The organism is Streptomyces sp. CB01635 (assembly GCF_002803065.1).
Lineage (GTDB): Bacteria > Actinomycetota > Actinomycetes > Streptomycetales > Streptomycetaceae > Streptomyces.
In genome coordinates this window covers 106424-122710 of record NZ_NNBL01000011.1, presented here as the reverse complement: position 1 = coordinate 122710, position 16287 = coordinate 106424, and the positions used below count along the sequence as shown (strand labels likewise).

Sequence of the window (16287 nt, the reverse complement as noted above, 5' to 3'; positions counted from 1 at the left end):
TCAGGGACCAATCGCTCAATTGCCCTTACCGATGGAACGACTTGAGTACGGCCTCCATCACGTTCCGCGCGATCGGCGCCGCGCTGCCGCCCCCACTGATGTCCGTACGGTTCGCCGACGCGTCCTCGACGACCACCGCGACGGCGACCTCCGGGCCGCCCGGCTCCGGGGACCGCGCCCAGGAGATGAACCACGCGTACGGGGTGCCCTTGTTGCCCACGCCGTGCTGCGCCGTGCCGGTCTTGCCGCCCACCATCACATCGGGGATCTGCGCGTTCGTGCCCGTGCCGTCCTCCACGGCGTCCGTCATCATTTCCTGGAGCTGCGTCGCCGTGGCCGGGTTCATCGCCTGCCGGTACGTCTTCGCACCGGTCTGCGCGAGGGTGTTCCCGTTCTTGTCCGTCGTCCTGTCCACCAGATGAGGCGCCATCAGGACCCCGCCGTTGACGACGGCGGCCGACACCATGGCCATCTGCAGCGGTGTCGCCGTCGTGTTGAACTGGCCGATGGACGAGAGCGCCAGCTGCGAACGGTCCATGTCCGTGTCGAAGTTGCTCCGCGAGACGCTCGACGGGATCCTCACCCCCGCGTCGTCGAAGCCGAACCGCCTTGCCGCCGACACCATCCCTTTCAGCCCGACCTGCACACCGAGCTTCGCCATCACCGTGTTGCAGGAGACCCGGATCGCGTCCGCGAGCGACGCGTCCTCGCAGCCGCGCGCCTCGTTCCGCAGCACGGTCGACGTGTCCGGCAGGACCCAGGGGCTCGGCGTCTCCGTCGGCTCGTCCAGATCCGTCACGATGCCCGCGTCGAGGGCCGCCGCCGCGGTGACGATCTTGAAGGTCGAGCCCGGCGGATACGTCTGCCGGATCGCCCGGTTGAGCATCGGCTGACTCGGCGCGCGGTTCAGGCGCGTCCACGCCGACATCGTCGCCGAATCCGTCCCGGCGATCTTCCCCGGATCGTACGAGGGGCTGCTCACCAGGGCGAGGATCGCCCCGGTCGCCGGATTGAGCGCCGCGACCGCGCCCCGGCGCCCGGCCAGTCCGGAGTACGCCGCTCGCTGGGCCGCCCCGTTGATCGTGGTCGCCACCTTGCCGCCCGGCTGCTGTGAGCGCGTCAGGTCGTTCCACAGGGGGAGCGGGGCGAGCATCGGGTCCATGCCGGAGAGGATGTCGTCCTCGGCGTTCTCCAGCAGCGAGGTGCCGTACATCTGGGACGCGTACCCGGTCACCGGCGCGAACAACGGGCCGTGCTTGTACGTCCGTTCGTAGCGGAGCTGCTCGCCGGAATCCTTGGACCCGGTGACCGCCTTGCCGTCGACGAGGATGTTGCCGCGCGCCTGGTTGTAGCGCGTGATCGTGTTGCGGCGGTTGGCCGGGTTGTCGTCGAGGGAGTCCGCCTCGAAGATCTGCACGCGGGCCGCGTTGACCAGCAGCGCGACGAGCAGAACCAGGCAGAAGACCGCGGCCCGGCGGATGTAACGGGTCACCGATGTGCCTCCAGCGCCTCGTCGGACAGGAGTTGCCCCCGCGCGGAGTCACTGATCCGTACGAGCAGCGCCACGATGATCCAGTTGGTGACGACGGACGAGCCGCCCTGCGCGAGGAACGGCATCGCCATGCCGGTCAGCGGGATCAGGCCCATCACCCCGCCCGCGATCACGAACACCTGGAGCGCGACGATCGACGCGATACCGATCGCGAGGAGCCTGCCGAACGGGTCGCGCAGCGCGAGCCCCGCCCGGTAGCCGCGCTCCACGAGCAGCGCGTACAGCAGGAAGATCGCCGTCAGGCCGACAAGCCCCAGCTCCTCGCCCGCGGTCGCCAGGATGAAGTCCGACTTCGCGGCGAACCCGATGAGGATCGAGTGCCCCGCCCCGAGCCCCTCGCCGAGCATGCCGCCCGCCGCGAACGCGAACAGGGACTGGGCGAGCTGGCCGGGCCCCTGGCCCGCGTCGATCGAGGCGAACGGGTGCAGCCAGTCGTGGACGCGGCTGTTCACATGCGGTTCGAGCGCGCCGACGAAGACCGCGCCGCCCGCCGCGAGGAGCAGCCCGATCGCGATCCAGCTGCCGCGGCCCGTCGCCACGTACAGCATCACGATGAAGAGGCCGAAGAACAGCAGCGAGGTCCCGAGGTCACGCTCCAGGACCAGGACGCCCACGCTGATCAGCCAGAAGACCAGGATCGGCGCGAAGACCCGCATGGTGGGGAACTGGAAGCGCCAGATCTTCTTGCCCGTGTACGAGAGCGCGTTGCGGTTCGCCGCGAGATAGCTGGCGAAGAAGATCGCGAGCAGCACCTTGGCGAACTCGCCCGGCTGGATGGAGAATCCGCTGATCCTGAGCCAGATACGGGCGCCGTTCACCGCCGGGAACAGGATCGGCAGGACCATCAGGAACAGCGCGGCGACGGCCGACAGATACGCGTACCGCTGGAGCACCCGGTGGTCGCGCACGAGGACCACGACCGCGATGAACAGGGCCACACCCAGCGTGGACCAGATGAGCTGGATCGGCGCCGCCTGGTCGTCGGGCGTCTCCAGGTCGAGCCGGTAGATCAGGACCAGGCCGAGGCCGTTGAGCAGCACGCCGATAGGGAGCAGGAGCGGGTCCGCGTACGGGGCGCGCAGGCGGATCGCGCCGTGCGCCACGAGCGCGAGCACGCCGAGCCCGGCGCCGTACCCGGCGGCGCCGGGCGGTACGGAGCCGTTCTCGGCGAGTCCGACGTCGCAGTAGCCGTAGACGCTGAGCAGGACGGCCAGAACGATCAGGACGAGTTCGGTGCCACGGCGCCGCGGGAGGCGGACAGCGGGGACCGCGGGAGGGCTGACGCCGCCTCTCGCGCCTGCCGGGCCCATGGGTCCCGTTGATCCCGTCGGTCCGGTCATGGCGGGAACGTAACAAGCTATAGCCGGGAAATCCCGCTATGTCTCTTTAATCTGACTGGGTGTGTGTCCGGCGGGGGCTCTGGGTGAGGGCTTCGGGCGGGGATTCGTACCGGGTTATGTGTGGGGGTGACGCGTCAGGGCTGCTGGTCGTCCAACGTCAGCGTTGCCATCGCTCCGCCGTCCTCCGCGTTCGTGAATCTGAGCGAAGCGTCAAGCACTTCCGCCTGGCCCAGCGCGATCGTCAGGCCGAGGCCGTGGCCCTTCGCGCCGCCCTCCGTCCTGAACCGCTGCGGACCGCCCTCCACCAGGTAGTCCGGGTAGCCCTCCCCGTGATCCCGCACCGTGATCACCGGGCCGTCCACCGTGACGACCACCGGCGGGCGCCCGTGCCTGTGCGCGTTCGCCACGAGGTTGCCGAGCACCCGCTCCAGGCGCCGGCGGTCCGTCAGTACGCAGACGTCCCGCACCACGACCACCTCCGTCTCCGTGCCGGACCCCCGCACCACCCGCTCGGCGAGCGGGCCGAGCCAGTTGTCGTCCAGGTCCACGCGCTCGCTGCGTGCGTCCAGGCGCGAGATCTCCAGCAGGTCCTCGGTGAGGGTCCGCAGCGCCGCGACCCGGTCCCGTACGAGCTCGGTCGGGCGGCCCGGCGGGAGGAGTTCGGCCGCCGCGTGCAGGCCCGTCAGCGGTGTCCGCAGTTCGTGTGCCACGTCCGCCGTGAACCGTTGCTCGCTGAGCAGCTTGCGCTGCAACGACGACGCCATGCTGTCCAGCGCACCGGCCACGGCTGCCACCTCGTCCTGGTGCCTGGCCGGATTTCTCGTCCTCGGATCGCCCACCCGCGCGTCGAGGTCCCCGCCGCTGATCCTCCGGGCCACTCTCGCGGTCGCGTGCAGGCGCCGCGTCACGCGCGTCACCGCGAACGCCCCCACCAGCAGCGTCGCTCCGATCGCCAGCACGGACGAGCCGACGATCGCCCTGTCCAGGCCGTCGATCGTGCGGGCGCCCTGCGAGTAGTCGACCTCCACGGCCAGGACGCGGTTCCTGTCGATGGGTCCTGCCGCCCACATCGTGGGCTGCTTCGCGTGGCTCCTCACCATGGTGCCGCGCTCACCGTCCGTGGCGAGCCGGCGCAGCGAGTCGGGCAGGTCCGGGGGGTCGACCCCTGCGAGCGGGCCCAGCCTCGCGCCGGCCTCGTACGCCTTGGTGGCCTCGTCCAGCCGGTCCAGTGCGTGGTCGCGGGCCTGGCCGACGGTCTGGTTGCTGACCGATACGTGGACCAGGGCGCCCAGGAACGCGGCGAGTGCGCAGCACATCACCGTGATGAAGACCGCAGCCTTCCAGGTGAGGGTGGCCGTCCAGGCGGGGAGCCGGGGTCTGGGCCCGGGGCGGCTCGGGTCGGCCTGTTGTGCGGGGGTCATGGGCGGCTCGTGGCGGGTGTCGCCGGGTGCGGGGTTGCTCTTGGCCGGTGTTCTCGCGCCTTGCGTGTGTGGGTGGGTGCGGGGCCGGTCGGGTGTTGCCGTCCTCGCACGGACGGTTCGGCATTGGATTTCGTACGCGTCAGTGGTGTGTGCCGGCTCTGCGCGGACATACCGGCCCGGCCGCTCCCGTTCGCTCGCGGGTGCGGGTGCGGGTGGGTTGTGGCGCCGGCGGAGCCCCGGCGTGTGTGCGTGGGGCGGCTTCGGCTCGTGTGTCCGGTCATCGGGCGGCGGCCGATGGGGTTGTCGTCGGGGTCTTCGGCGGGGCGGTGGTGGGGGAGGCGGGTTCGGGCTTGGGGGTGGGGGTTGGGGTCGGGGCCGCCGGGGGGCCCGTGCGGAGGATTTCGTCTCGGGTGGGGAGCATCGCGTGCTGGTGCGGGTCCCAGGACCACGCCGTGCGGTACTCGTAGCCCGGCAGGTCCGCCACCGCCCGCAGGATCACGTCGCGGCCGGCGATCTCCACGCTCACGACCGCGTCTGACGTGCCCATGACCTGCGTCAGTTTGTGGTCCTCGAACTTGTAGCAGCGCACGGCGAGTTGGCGTTTCGGCAGGCGGATCCCGAGGACCAGTTCGTCCTTGCCGTCACCCGTCAGGTCCCGGTAGTACGCCTTCAGGACCGGGCACTTGGCACTGTCTTTCGTGCCGCAGTCGTCCAGCCCTACGACCTTGTCCGGTGACGGGGACGGGGACGGGCTCGGTGATGCCGAGGCGGCCGCCTCCTGTGCGCGGACCACGTCGACCGGGTTCACGCGGTGGATGTCGTCACCCTTGGCGGTGATGCCGTTCACCACTTCGGTCTTGCCCGAGCCGTAGTCGTCGGCCGCGGCGGACGCCGGCGGCAGTGTGGGCCAGAGCCGGGCGGGTCCCATCGCCGTGGACGTCGGACCCGCGCTGCGCAGCTCGCCCGCGTCGCCGCACCCCGCGAGCAGCAGTACCGACGCCGTTACGGCGGTCGCTGCGGTACAGGTGCGCCTTGAATTCACTGCACTCCTGCCTGTCCGCGTGCCGGTCGGTCACTCCACTGACACCTTATTGGTCAGGAAGTCCTTTTTATTGACCCGCGGGACCGTGCGCACCTCGAACCCTCAGCCGTCGGTGCGCCCGCGCCGGTACATCGAGAAGGCGAGTCCCCCCGCGCCCGCCGCCGCCATGCCGCCGCCCGCCGCCAGGAACAGCGGGTTCGAGTCGGGTGTGCCGTGCCCCGGTTCGCTCGCCGGGGCGGGAGCCGCCGCGCGGTCGGGCTGGGCGTGCGCGAACGCGGCCGTCGGGACCAGGAGCGCGCCGCCGAGAACGGCGGCGACGAAGGTGCCGCGGGCCAGCAGGCATGCTCGACGGGTGGTGCTCACGGAACGTCTCCTCTGCTCTACTCCCGGTGCGGTGTGCTCCACCAGGTGGCGTAAACGCTGACCTCATCACCGTAAAGACCCCTCATCACGGCAATTCGGCAGCTGTGTAACAGCGGGCCGAAACTCTGCGGGCGGTGGTGTCACCGAGGGGCGGGACGGCATATTGCCCTGCGGCTCCGGGGCTGGTCCCATGGTCGTGGGGTGATGGTGCATGAGCGGTCTGCGCGTCATACCGACCTGGCGGCACGGTCGGGAGCGGCTCTATGTCTGTGGCGACGACGGCAGGAATGTCGCCTGGTACGACCGTGAGGCCGGCCGGGTCAATCTGATCAGCGAAGCCCGCCGGGACGCCGTGCTGGACGCCCTCGGGCCCTTCCTGACCGGCCAGGTCACCGTGGGTCCGCCCCCCGTGCCCACCCCCGTCGAACTTGCCAGGCTCGCCCTCCACCCGGACGACGACCTCGCGCCGAACCGGCCCGGCGAGGCCCTCCAGATCGCCGTCGACCGGGATCCCGGGCCGCCACGGCGGCTGCGCGGTGACCCGCGGCGCCGGGCCCTGGAGGCCGAGCAGTGCGTCGGCGGAGCGCTCGACGCGTTCGAGCGGGCGGGCTGGCGCGCGCTGCACTCCGTGCCGCTGCCCGGCGGCGCCCGCATCCACCACCTCCTCATCGGGCCCGGCGGCCTCTACGCGCTGCACACGCTTCCGGCCCGCAAACAGCGCGTCCGGGTCGCCGACCCGATGGTCATGACCGGCCGCTCGGAGCCGCACCCGCTGCTGCGCCGCGTTCGCGCGGACGCCTCCCGCGCGTCCTTCGCCCTGACCGCCGAGGTCCGCCCGGTCCTGGCCGTCGCGGGTGCCGCGACGGTAGAGGTGGCGGCACCCCCACGGGACGTACGCATCGTCCTCGACACCGAACTCCAGTCACTGGCGCGCACGGGCGGCGTCCTGAAACCGGCCGACGTCGAGGCCCTGCACGCCATGGCCCGCGACCGCCATACGTGGCTGCGGGTCTGAGGCCCTCGGGCCGGGGGTGCTGAGGTCGGGGCCGCCCGAGGGCAGGGAGTCTCTCTACTGGGCTTGTCGGCGGCGCACCATCTCGGTGATCCAGACCGGGGCGAACGGGGACGTGCAGCCCGGGGACGTCGGGTAGTCCTTGAGTACCTGAAGGCGCTCGCCGATGTCGATTGCCCGGGTGCGGAGGTCGGCGTGGTCGATCCCGATCTGGGCCAGGCAGTGGTTCATCGCCCACTGCAGGCGGTCCGGGGCGTCCTTCATCTCCGCCTCGATGACGTCGAGGAGCACTGAGAGGTCGAGCCCCTCCGGCTTTTTCGCCACGCGTTCTGTGGTCAGCGCCCAGCCGGCGCTCGCGACCACTGGATCCGGGTCGGCCGACCAGGCCAGACGCAGCTCTTCGGCGTGCGGGTTCTTCTTCACCACGTAGTTCACGAGCCAGTCGTGCACCTTGGGCGTGCGCGCCCCGCGCACCATGGCGTCCAGCTCGTCCCGCAGGAACGCCTTCGGGCGGCAGATGAGGAGGGCGAGGAGTCTTGCCGCGGTGTCGTCGGTTTCCCAGAGCCCGCTCGCGAGTTCCTGCTGCGTTTTCAGCCGCTTTGCGAGTGCGCGCAGCTTGCTGAGGTTCACGCCGTGATCGTCGCCGTGCTTCTCGTTCACGGCGCGTGCCTTCGGGTCCTCGAGTTCGGCCAGCTCGGCCATCACCTCGGCGACCGTCGTCCCGGTCAGCGTCTTCTCGGCCACCTCGGCCCTCCCGTCCGTACGTGAGATTTCACCGTACGACGAAGGACTGACATCTCATCCGTCGGACCGCACGCGCACGAAGCGGACGGTCTCGTGGCGTCCGGTCGCTCGGCGCAGCTCGATGAGGAGGGGGGCCGTGAGCATCCGCACCGGACCGTGTTCCGGGTGGTCCGTCGGGTGCTCCAAGCGCCCTTGCACCAATGTGCCGATCTGCCGTGACTGCGTCGGGGTCAGGTGGGGCGACGTCTTCACGGTTCGATCATCGGGGAGTTGTACGAGAAGTGCCTGCGGTCTGTCCAACGGGCCGAAAACTCCGAGGAGTTCCCCGTCCGTCGTATCCGCATGCCTGATCTTTCTCCATGCCTGGGTTCCTCCTGCCCGATAGGTCGAGCGCAGTCCTTTCGCCACAATTCCTTCGACGCCGGCAGCCCTTATGTCGCGAAACCAGATGTGCGCGGTTTCCTCGTCGAGTGTTGCCAGTACTCGTTGCAGGGGCGGGTCGACGTCTTGGAGCGCTGCGCCGAGCAGTTCCCAGCGCTCCCTCAGGGGCAGGGCCCTGACATCGCGGCCCGGGACGGCGAGGATGTCGAACGCCACGTAGGACACCGGGATGCCCGATCGCGCGCGGTCGGCGTGGGACCGGAGGAGATCGGTGAAGCTCAGGCGCCCGTCGCGGTAGGCGCACAATTCGCCGTCCAGTACGGTGCCGGCGGGCAGATGCTCTCCGAGATATGCGGCAATTTCGGGAAACTCCGGGGCCAGGTCCCTTTGTGAGCGTGACTGCAGGAAGACCCGGCCGCCCTCGAGGACGAAGGCCAGGGCGCGGAATCCGTCGAGTTTGAGCGAGTACTGGAGACTCTCCGGCGTGCCTGTTTGTTCCGGGATTTCGTCCACAGCCTGGGGACGCATGACGTCGACCGGCGGGCGTAGGGCCACGGTCGGCTCGTTTTCATCCATTCCGTCAGGGTCTGCCCGGCCGGCCCCGCGGGTGAGGTGAGGCTCGCCCCTCGCGTCGGACTGTCACCGGGACAGCCCCGGCGCGCCGCTCACGGCACACGCCCCGCGCGGTTCAGGTTGATCAGGGGGCCGAGCAGGTCCCCGTACGTCTCGAGGCGTGGCGCGATGTCGTCGGCCAGGAACGTCAGATCCCGCGCGTCCGTGCAGGCCTCGACCTCCTCCCACGTCACCGGCGCCGACACGGTCGGCTCCGGGCGGGCGCGCAGCGTGTACGGGGTCGCCGTCGTCTTCGCGGCAGCGTTCTGACTGAAGTCGACGAAGACCTTGCCGGGGCGCAGGCTGCGGGTCATGCGGTGGACGACCAGCTCCGGATGCTCGGCCTCCGCCTCCACCGCGAGGGTTTTCGCGTAGGCGCTCACCCGATCGGACGGCGTCGGTTCCAGCGGCACGAGCATGTGCAGCCCCTTGGAACCGGAGGTCTTCACGTACGAGTGAAGCCCGTCCGCGCGCAGCCGCTCCCGAAGCCAGAGCGCGACCGCGCAGCACTCCACCACGTCCGCCGGTTCCCCGGGATCCAGGTCCAGGATCAGCCGGTCGGCCTGTCCGGGTGCGTCCGCCTGCCACTGCGGCGTATGGAACTCCGTCACCAGATTGGCCGCCCACATGAGTGACGCCAGATCCTGTACGAGGACCTGGCGGGACGGGGCGCTCCTCGAATGCGGCACGTCCGCCGTCCGCACCCACGCCGGCGTGCCCGGCGGCACGTTCTTGGTGAAGAACCGCTGGCCCTCGGGCCCGTCCGGGTAGCGCAGAAAGGACACGGGCCGGTCGTACAGATGCGCGAGCAGGGCGCCGGCGACCGTCGCGTAGTAGTGCAGCAGCTCGCCCTTGGTGAACCCGGTCGCCGGGTACAGCACCTTGTCGAGGTTGCTGAGCGCGAGCCGCCGCCCCTCCACCTCTGTGATGGGCGTCATACGATGAGAATCCCACGGAAATCGTGACGAGCTATCCCAAAGGGCTGCGGTGGTGGCTTCGGCTCCGGCTGCGGCGACGGCGGGGTGGCCGACGGGCTCGGCTACGGCAGGGCGCAGAGCAGGGCCACGCGGCAGGGCATTACGCAGGGCACAGGGCAGAGCACTACGCAGAGAGGGACACCGTGCGATCCATTTGGAACGGCGCCATCTCCTTCGGCCTGGTCAGCATCCCGATCAAGCTGGTCAACGCCACCGAGAGCCACTCGATCTCCTTCCGGCAGATCCATCTGGAAGACGGCGGCCGCATCCGCTACCGCAAGTTCTGCGAGCTGGAGGAGAAGGAGGTCGCGTCGGCGGAGATCGGCAAGGGGTACGAGGCCGCGGACGGCGCGATCATCCCCATCACGGAGGAGGACCTGGCCTCCCTGCCGATCCCGACCGCGCGGACCATCGAGATCGTGGCCTTCGTCCCCGGCGACCGGATCGACCCGCTCCAGATGGACGCCGCCTACTACCTCTCCGCGAACGGCGTCCCCGCGGCGAAGCCGTACACCCTGCTGCGCGAGGCGCTCAAGCGGAACAAGAAGGTCGCCATCGCCAAGTTCGCCCTGCGCGGGCGGGAGCGGCTCGGCATGCTGCGCGTCGTCGACGACGTGATCGCGATGCACGGTCTGCTGTGGCCCGACGAGGTGCGCGCCCCGGAGGAGGCGGCGCCCGAGACCGAGGTGACCGTGCGCGAGGCCGAACTCGACCTGGCGGACGCGTTGATGGACACCCTCGGCGAGGTCGACATGGAGTCGCTGCACGACGACTACCGTTCCGCGGTCGAGGAGATGATCGAGGCGAAGGCGTCCGGCGAGGGCGTGGTGCAGGCGCCCGCGGCCCCCGAGGGCGGCGGCAAGGTCATCGACCTGATGGCGGCCCTGAAGAGCAGCGTCAAGGCGGCCAAGGAGGCCCGCGGTGACGCGGCGGCACCGGAACGGGAGGCGAAGGTGAGCCCGGTGACCCCGCTGAAGTCCCGTACGGCACCGAAGGAGGTCGGCGGGAAGAAGTCGACTTCGACCAAGGCGAAGCCTGCGGCGTCCGGGAGCGGTACGGCGAGGAAGACCACGGCCAAGAAGTCGGCCGCCTCGTCGAGGACGACGGCCGGGGAGAAGGCGAGCACTTCGAGGGCGAGCACGTCCAAGGCGAGTACGGCCAAGGCCGGCACGTCCAAGGCGAGTAACTCGAAGGCGAGCGCCTCGAAGGCCACGGCCAAGAAGGCGACCGCAAAGAAGGCACCTGCGAAGAAGGCGGCGTCACGCAGGCGGGCGTCTTAGGCGAGCCAGGGGAGCCGAACAGGTGGGGTGGGCGGGTTTGCGCGGTGGCGGCCCGGCGACGGCCGTACGTTCGAGGACGCCGGCGCCGGGCCACCGCTGCGCGTGTTGCTTACCGGGCCACGAACTGCGTCAGGATCGCCTGCACCTCGTAGATGTCGACGCCCTTGCTGAACGTCTTCTGGACAGGTGCCGCGGTGCCGGAGATCCAGATCTTGAGCTCGCCGTCGAGGTCGAAGTGACCGGCGGTCTCGACGGCGAAGTGCGTGATGCTCCGGTAGGGGATGGAGTGGTACTCCACCTTCTTGCCGGTGATCCCCTGCTTGTCGATGAAGATCAGACGCCGGTCGGTGAAGAGGATGGTGTCGCGGATGAGCAGGTACGCGGCCTGCACCTGCTCGCCCTGGCCGAACAGCTTGGCGTACTCCTGCTGCGCGCCGACGGGGTCGACGGTGTGAGCGTTTCCGAACAGTGCCATGAGGCCCCCCAGATGATGAGCTCCTGCGTAGACACAGGATCTTCACACTGTAGGTGAGGGCTTGGCCAGGGGGTGGGCGACCTCTTCAGGGTTGTGCGCGGTGACGAGGAATCCGACGCTCTTCATTCGTACCCCACCGCCCCTGCCCGCGCTCCCGTCGCTGACGTGCTCGTACGCGTTCAGGGTGTTCGTGAGGGCGCGGTGCGCCAACTCCCGTATGCCGCTGCCGACTTGTTCGGTCAGATGCCGCCCGGGGCCGGAGCCGAGCAGGAAGGCGGCGGCGTCACCGGCGTCCCGTCCCCACAGCCCGTACGCCTCCACGGACTCCACCTCGATGCCCGCGAACCCGGCGTCGGACAGCACGCCGCGCGTGGCGTCGGGGTCGGCCAGGGAGAACATCCCCGGGCCGCGCGAGGCCTCCTGCCCGCCCGGCGCCCCGAAGTCGCCGACGGGCAGGATGCCGCGCAGCTCGGCGACGGCCCGGAGCCAGTCGTTGCGCTCGGGCTCGGCGGCGCAGATGAACGCCAGCCTCCCGTCCGGCCGGAGGGCGCGCCGGATGTTGGCGAAGGCGGCGACGGGGTCGGCGAAGAACATGACCCCGAACCGGCTGATGGCGACGTCGAAGGCCCCGGCGGGGGGGGGTGGATCTGGGCGTCGCCCCGCTCGAACCCGGCCCCGGCCGCCCCTTCTTGCCGAGCGGTCTCCTCGGCCCGGGCGAGCATGGGCCCGGACAGATCGACCCCCAGCGCCCGTCCGTCCGGGCCCGCGTGCCGGGCGGCGAGGCGGGTGGTGGATCCGGCGCCGCAGCCGATGTCGAGGACGCGCTCGCCGGGGCCGACTGCGGCGGCGTCGAGGAGGGGCGCGTTGAACCCTTCGTTCACGGCGTCCCAGCGGTCCTGGTTACGGGCCCAGTGCTCACCTTCGTACCCGTTCCAGGCCCGGGACTGATCGACGTTCGCGATGTGCGGCATGACGGAATCCCCTCGTGGCGGCGCGCCGGTCGATGGGCGGCGTAGAATGGGCGTCCGCCCAAATCAAGTATGGGCACGCGCCCATACTGATGGCAAGGGCATTGAGCGGGCATGGCCCTGGCAGCCGACCCCGATGGCCGGACGCGACGACCGGACCCGATGGCGCACACGACGAGAAGAGGCAGGCAGCATGTCCCCGCGCGGAGTGGCGATCCCCGACGTAAGAGAGCGGCTTTTCGACGCGGCGGAGCGGATCCTGGCGCGGGAGGGCCCGTCAGGCCTGACGAGCAGGGCGATCACGACGGAGGCCGGCTGCGCGAAGGGCCTGCTGCACAGACACTTCGCGGGCCTGGACGAACTCGTGGCGGAACTCGTCCTGGCCCGCTTCGCCCACACGGCGCGCCTGGCGGAGGACCTTCCGGCCCGCGCGGGCGAGTCCACGGTCGCGGCCAACCTGAAGACGGTCGGATACGCGCTCCTGACGTCCCTGAACCCCACGACGGCGGGCCTGGCGGTCTCGAACCCGGCGGCGTCGCTCCGTATCCGCGAGGCCCTGGAGGCGGGCGCCCCGGGCTTCGACGCGATCCAGCAGTCGATCGCTGCGTACTTGGACGCGGAAGTGGAACGGGGCCGTCTCTCCCCGGCCACGGACACGACGGCGACGGCGCTGGCGCTGGTCGGGACGGTCCACCACCTGTTGATGACGACATGGGGAGACGCGGCACGGGACCCGGGGGAGCAGACGGAGAGACTGGTGACGATGCTGCTCGGCCCGACGACCGGAGGATCAATCAGCCATGGAGAACGTTGACGACGTCATCCGGAGCAACGCCCCCGGATCATTTCCGTACAGCGTGCTGCGCGAACGGCACCCGGCGCTCATCCAGCGGGTGCGGGACGCGTTCCCGTACGACCCGGAGCGGCAGCGGGCGCTGGACGCGCTCCTGAGCGAGAGCACGGATCCGGCCGGCGTGATGGAACCGCTGCCGGCCGACGCCCGGGACCGCGACCGGTGGGAGGAGTGGGGGAGCGGCGAGCACGGGGGCGGGTCGTGGTTCGACGCGCCGTTCCTGTGGGCGGAGAGCTACTTCTACCGCAGGCTCCTGGACGCGGTCGGCTACTTCGATTCCGCCGGACCGTGGCAGGGCATCGACCCTTTCCGCCCCTTCAAACAGGCGGAGCTACGGAGCCCGGAGGCGCAGGCGGAACTGACCGCTCTGGACCGCCTGGCGCAGGAACCGCCGGAAACCCAAGGCCGGGCGCTGCTCCACGGCTCCCTGTGGGGCAACAGAGCAGACCTCGGCTTCCAACTGACGGCGACCGCCCCCGACGCACCCACCCCCACCACTCCCCTCTTGGTGGACGACTCGGAGCGCCTCTGGTCGCTCCTGCCGCCCGGGGCCGGGAACACGGTCCACGTGGTGGCGGACAACGCGGGCCGCGAACTGGTTCCGGACCTCCTCCTCATCGACCACTTCCTCCGTCACGGACACGCGGAACAAGTGGTCCTCCACGTAAAGCCACACCCGTACTACGTCTCCGACGCGACCCCCACGGACGTAATCGACGCCCTGCGCCACCTGAAACGAGCCCCGGGCGAGGCAGGTGAAACGGGCGAACGCCTATGGCACGCGACATCAACGGGCCGACTGCAGCTCCTCGCCCACCCGTTCTCCTGCGCCCCACTGCCGTACGCCGCAATGCCGGGCGACCTGAGGAAGTGCTTCGAGAAAGCCACACTGACGATCCTGAAGGGCGACCTGAACTACCGCCGCCTGGTAGGCGACCAACTCCGACCCCCCACAACCCCATTCCCCACGTGCACCTCCTACTTCCCATCCCCCGTAGCAGCCCTGCGCACCCTCAAATCAGACGTAATCGTGGGCCTGGACAAACAAACGGAGGACGCGCTGAACGACTCGGAACCCGAATCCTGGCGAACAAAGGGAACGCATGCTGTGATCCAGGTACGGGGCGAGCCTCGATGAAGCGATGAAGTAGGGAATCCCTTTCCGGGAATGCTCGGCTCATGGCGCCGCAGGATCTCGTCGACTCGCTCCGTATTCGGGACGTACCGGGACGGGGGCCTGGGCCTCCTCGTAGACGAAGCACTCCCCTCAGCGGCCCATGCGCCGGCAGTCCCGTATACGTCGATCCGAACCGTCACGCTGTGCGACTCCGCTGTCGTTGATGTCGGACGTAGATGCCAGCGCGTCACAACGACCAACCTCCGCCGAACAGGGTTCGGCGAGAGTGACCTCTTCGACGGGCCCTGAACCGGGTGCGCTCTCCCTTGCCGCGGGCCCGGGCTGGACGGCTCCACCAGGGACGGTCAACCGCTTCCAGCGAGAGTCGCCGGAGCGGCCGGGTGTCAGGCCTGTGGCCCGTCGGCGGAGAGGACCTCGAAGTGTCTGCCAAGGCCGAGCCACCGCATACGGCCTACGACGAAGCCCTCAGCCTTTAGATGCCGAGGGCTCACGGCGTACGCGTGTGAAGCGCTGCTGGAGAGGATGAATGAGTGATCGGGAGGTGCGACACGGGCCCCTGGCGGAAGACTCATCCAATGCGCATGTACGTTAAGTAGTCATTGCATTGCAATGGGTAATGCAGCTCTGCACTGCAGACGCACGGAGGGCAAGATTTCATGCTCATGCTCCAGAAGGTCGTGATCGCCGCTGCAACGGTCGGCGGTCTGGTCGCTCTCGGCTCGGGAAGCGCCTATGCCGCCAACTACAGCGACTCCGGCCACGGAGGAACTCGGCCATTCGTCGCCGTCGGTCTGTCGGGCGACGTCACCCCGCAAGCGCAGCAACCGGCGGAAAAGAAGCGAGAGGCGCTGGAGAAGAAGGCGTCGAAGGGTGTGAACCGGACGGCCGCGTGGCAGGCGAACGCGCGGACGAGGGACATCCTCCGCACTGTCGGCCTGCCGGACGGTCTCTTGGAACTGCCGCGCCAGCTGGCCGGGACCGCCGGCGGGAAGAACCAGAACAACCAGGTAAACGGCGCCTCTGGTGGAGTGAATCAGAACAACCAGGCAATTAGCGCCTCTGGTGGAGTGAACCAGAACAACCAGGCAATTAGCGCCTCCGGTGGAGTGAACCAGAACAACCAGGTAAACGGCTCCTCCGGTGGTGTGAACCAGAACAACCAGGCGAATGGCGCTTCTGGTGGTGTGAATCAGAACAACCAGGCGAATGGCTCCTCCGGTGGTGTGAACCAGAACAACCAGGCGAATGGCTCCTCCGGTGGCGTCAACCAGAACAACCAGGCGAATGGCGCTTCTGGTGGCGTGAACCAGAACAACCAGGCGAATGGCGCTTCTGGTGGCGTCAACCAGAACAACCAGGTAAACGGGCCCAGGATCGCGTTCGCGCCGGCCATCCAGCAGTTGGATCTGAAGCAGGCACAGACTGTGTCGGGTAACTGAAGACGCCGACCCCTGCCGATCGGCTTTGACAATGCGAACCCGTCACGGTCTCGTGGCGGGTTCCGTCGGTTTCGGGGTGGGATCTGGCGAATGGGCCTCGGCCCTGCCCCTCGGGGGCACGTGGCATCGAGCGCATGTATGGCGCTGACGTGAGGCGACGCGGTGGGGCTGAACCATGCGAGCCAGCTGCAGCAGGTGCTCGTCGGCGAAGGCCGTCAGCCCGGTCACGCCAGCGTCACGCGACGGTGATGCCTGGCGCCCCACGATGACTGGGACAGGTAAGCGCAACCCCGCTTTCACATGTAAGGAAGCCACCATGGTGACAAGCATCCGGCGTCGCATCCCTCGCCTGATAAGCGCGTCCGGCCTGGCCGCGACGCTTGCTCTCGGGGCAGGCGCGGCGACCGCCACAGCGGCACATCAGGAGGCACCAAAGGCAAAGGCCGCGCCGACAGCGTGCACCGAGCAAACCCCCTGCACCGGCGGTAATCAGAACAACCAGGCGTCCGGCAATGCGGGCGGTAATCAGAACAACCAGGCGTCCGGCAATGCGGGTGGGAACCAGAACAACCAGGCCACCGGCAATGCGGGTGGGAACCAGAACAACCAGGCCACCGGCAACGCGGGTGGGAACCAGAACAACCAGGCCACCGGTAACGCGGGTGGGAACCAGAACAACCAGGCCACCGG

At 69.4% G+C, this 16287-nt stretch carries 14 protein-coding genes and 1 pseudogene; 5 read left to right on the top strand and 10 right to left on the bottom strand.

Annotated elements, in window-relative coordinates:
- Positions 1-25: 25 nt before the first annotated feature.
- From CG723_RS25955 to CG723_RS25935, 5 genes are all read right to left on the bottom strand, one after another.
- Entirely contained in the window at positions 26-1492 is a 1467-nt protein-coding gene (locus CG723_RS25955; protein ID WP_100595889.1) for a peptidoglycan D,D-transpeptidase FtsI family protein, read from the bottom strand.
- Complete coding sequence (locus CG723_RS25950; protein WP_100595888.1) at positions 1489-2862, bottom strand: FtsW/RodA/SpoVE family cell cycle protein; 1374 nt, start codon at positions 2860-2862, stop codon at positions 1489-1491. Before CG723_RS25950 ends, CG723_RS25955 begins: the two co-directional genes overlap by 4 nt.
- A 164-nt stretch (positions 2863-3026) precedes the next feature.
- Positions 3027-4313 carry a sensor histidine kinase gene (locus CG723_RS25945; RefSeq protein ID WP_100595887.1) on the bottom strand — a complete coding sequence of 429 codons (1287 nt, stop codon included), beginning with the start codon at positions 4311-4313 and terminating at the stop codon, positions 3027-3029.
- Positions 4314-4590: 277 nt separating this feature from the next.
- Entirely contained in the window at positions 4591-5355 is a 765-nt protein-coding gene (locus tag CG723_RS25940) for a hypothetical protein (protein WP_100595886.1), read from the bottom strand.
- Positions 5356-5457: 102 nt separating this feature from the next.
- On the bottom strand, positions 5458-5718 hold the full coding sequence (locus CG723_RS25935; RefSeq protein ID WP_100595885.1) for a hypothetical protein: 261 nt from the start codon (positions 5716-5718) through the stop codon (positions 5458-5460).
- A 211-nt stretch (positions 5719-5929) separates the two neighbouring features.
- Between CG723_RS25935 and CG723_RS25930 the strand changes: the two genes are divergently transcribed.
- Entirely contained in the window at positions 5930-6733 is an 804-nt protein-coding gene (locus tag CG723_RS25930) for an NERD domain-containing protein (RefSeq protein ID WP_100595884.1), read from the top strand.
- A 54-nt stretch (positions 6734-6787) separates the two neighbouring features.
- Here the strand turns inward: CG723_RS25930 and CG723_RS25925 are convergent, their stop codons facing one another.
- The 3 genes from CG723_RS25925 to ligD form a co-directional block, all read right to left on the bottom strand.
- A complete protein-coding gene (locus tag CG723_RS25925; RefSeq protein ID WP_199841900.1) occupies positions 6788-7432 on the bottom strand; it encodes a DNA alkylation repair protein in 645 nt (214 codons plus the stop codon).
- Positions 7433-7528: 96 nt separating this feature from the next.
- A complete protein-coding gene (locus CG723_RS25920; protein WP_234374516.1) occupies positions 7529-8431 on the bottom strand; it encodes an ATP-dependent DNA ligase in 903 nt (300 codons plus the stop codon).
- A gap of 89 nt (positions 8432-8520) precedes the next feature.
- Positions 8521-9405 (bottom strand): non-homologous end-joining DNA ligase, encoded by an 885-nt coding sequence (ligD, locus tag CG723_RS25915; RefSeq protein WP_100595882.1) that lies wholly within the window; start codon positions 9403-9405, stop codon positions 8521-8523.
- Positions 9406-9587: 182 nt separating this feature from the next.
- Between ligD and ku the strand changes: the two genes are divergently transcribed.
- Positions 9588-10724, top strand: coding sequence for a non-homologous end joining protein Ku (gene ku / locus CG723_RS25910; protein ID WP_100595881.1), 1137 nt, complete (start codon positions 9588-9590; stop codon positions 10722-10724).
- Positions 10725-10833: 109 nt separating this feature from the next.
- Here the strand turns inward: ku and CG723_RS25905 are convergent, their stop codons facing one another.
- A complete protein-coding gene (locus CG723_RS25905) occupies positions 10834-11199 on the bottom strand; it encodes a PH domain-containing protein (protein WP_100595880.1) in 366 nt (121 codons plus the stop codon).
- A 42-nt stretch (positions 11200-11241) separates the two neighbouring features.
- A pseudogene (locus CG723_RS25900) lies at positions 11242-12170 on the bottom strand (class I SAM-dependent methyltransferase).
- Between the two features lie 190 nt (positions 12171-12360).
- On the opposite strand from CG723_RS25900, the gene CG723_RS25895 reads away from it, so the two are divergent.
- The 3 genes from CG723_RS25895 to CG723_RS25885 all read left to right on the top strand — a co-directional run bounded on the left by CG723_RS25895 (position 12361) and on the right by CG723_RS25885 (position 15597).
- Positions 12361-12981 (top strand): TetR/AcrR family transcriptional regulator, encoded by a 621-nt coding sequence (locus CG723_RS25895; protein WP_100595879.1) that lies wholly within the window; start codon positions 12361-12363, stop codon positions 12979-12981.
- Entirely contained in the window at positions 12968-14158 is a 1191-nt protein-coding gene (locus CG723_RS25890; protein WP_100595878.1) for a damage-control phosphatase ARMT1 family protein, read from the top strand. Before CG723_RS25895 ends, CG723_RS25890 begins: the two co-directional genes overlap by 14 nt.
- 656 nt (positions 14159-14814) lie before the next feature.
- Entirely contained in the window at positions 14815-15597 is a 783-nt protein-coding gene (locus CG723_RS25885) for a hypothetical protein (protein WP_100595877.1), read from the top strand.
- Positions 15598-16287 lie beyond the last annotated feature (690 nt).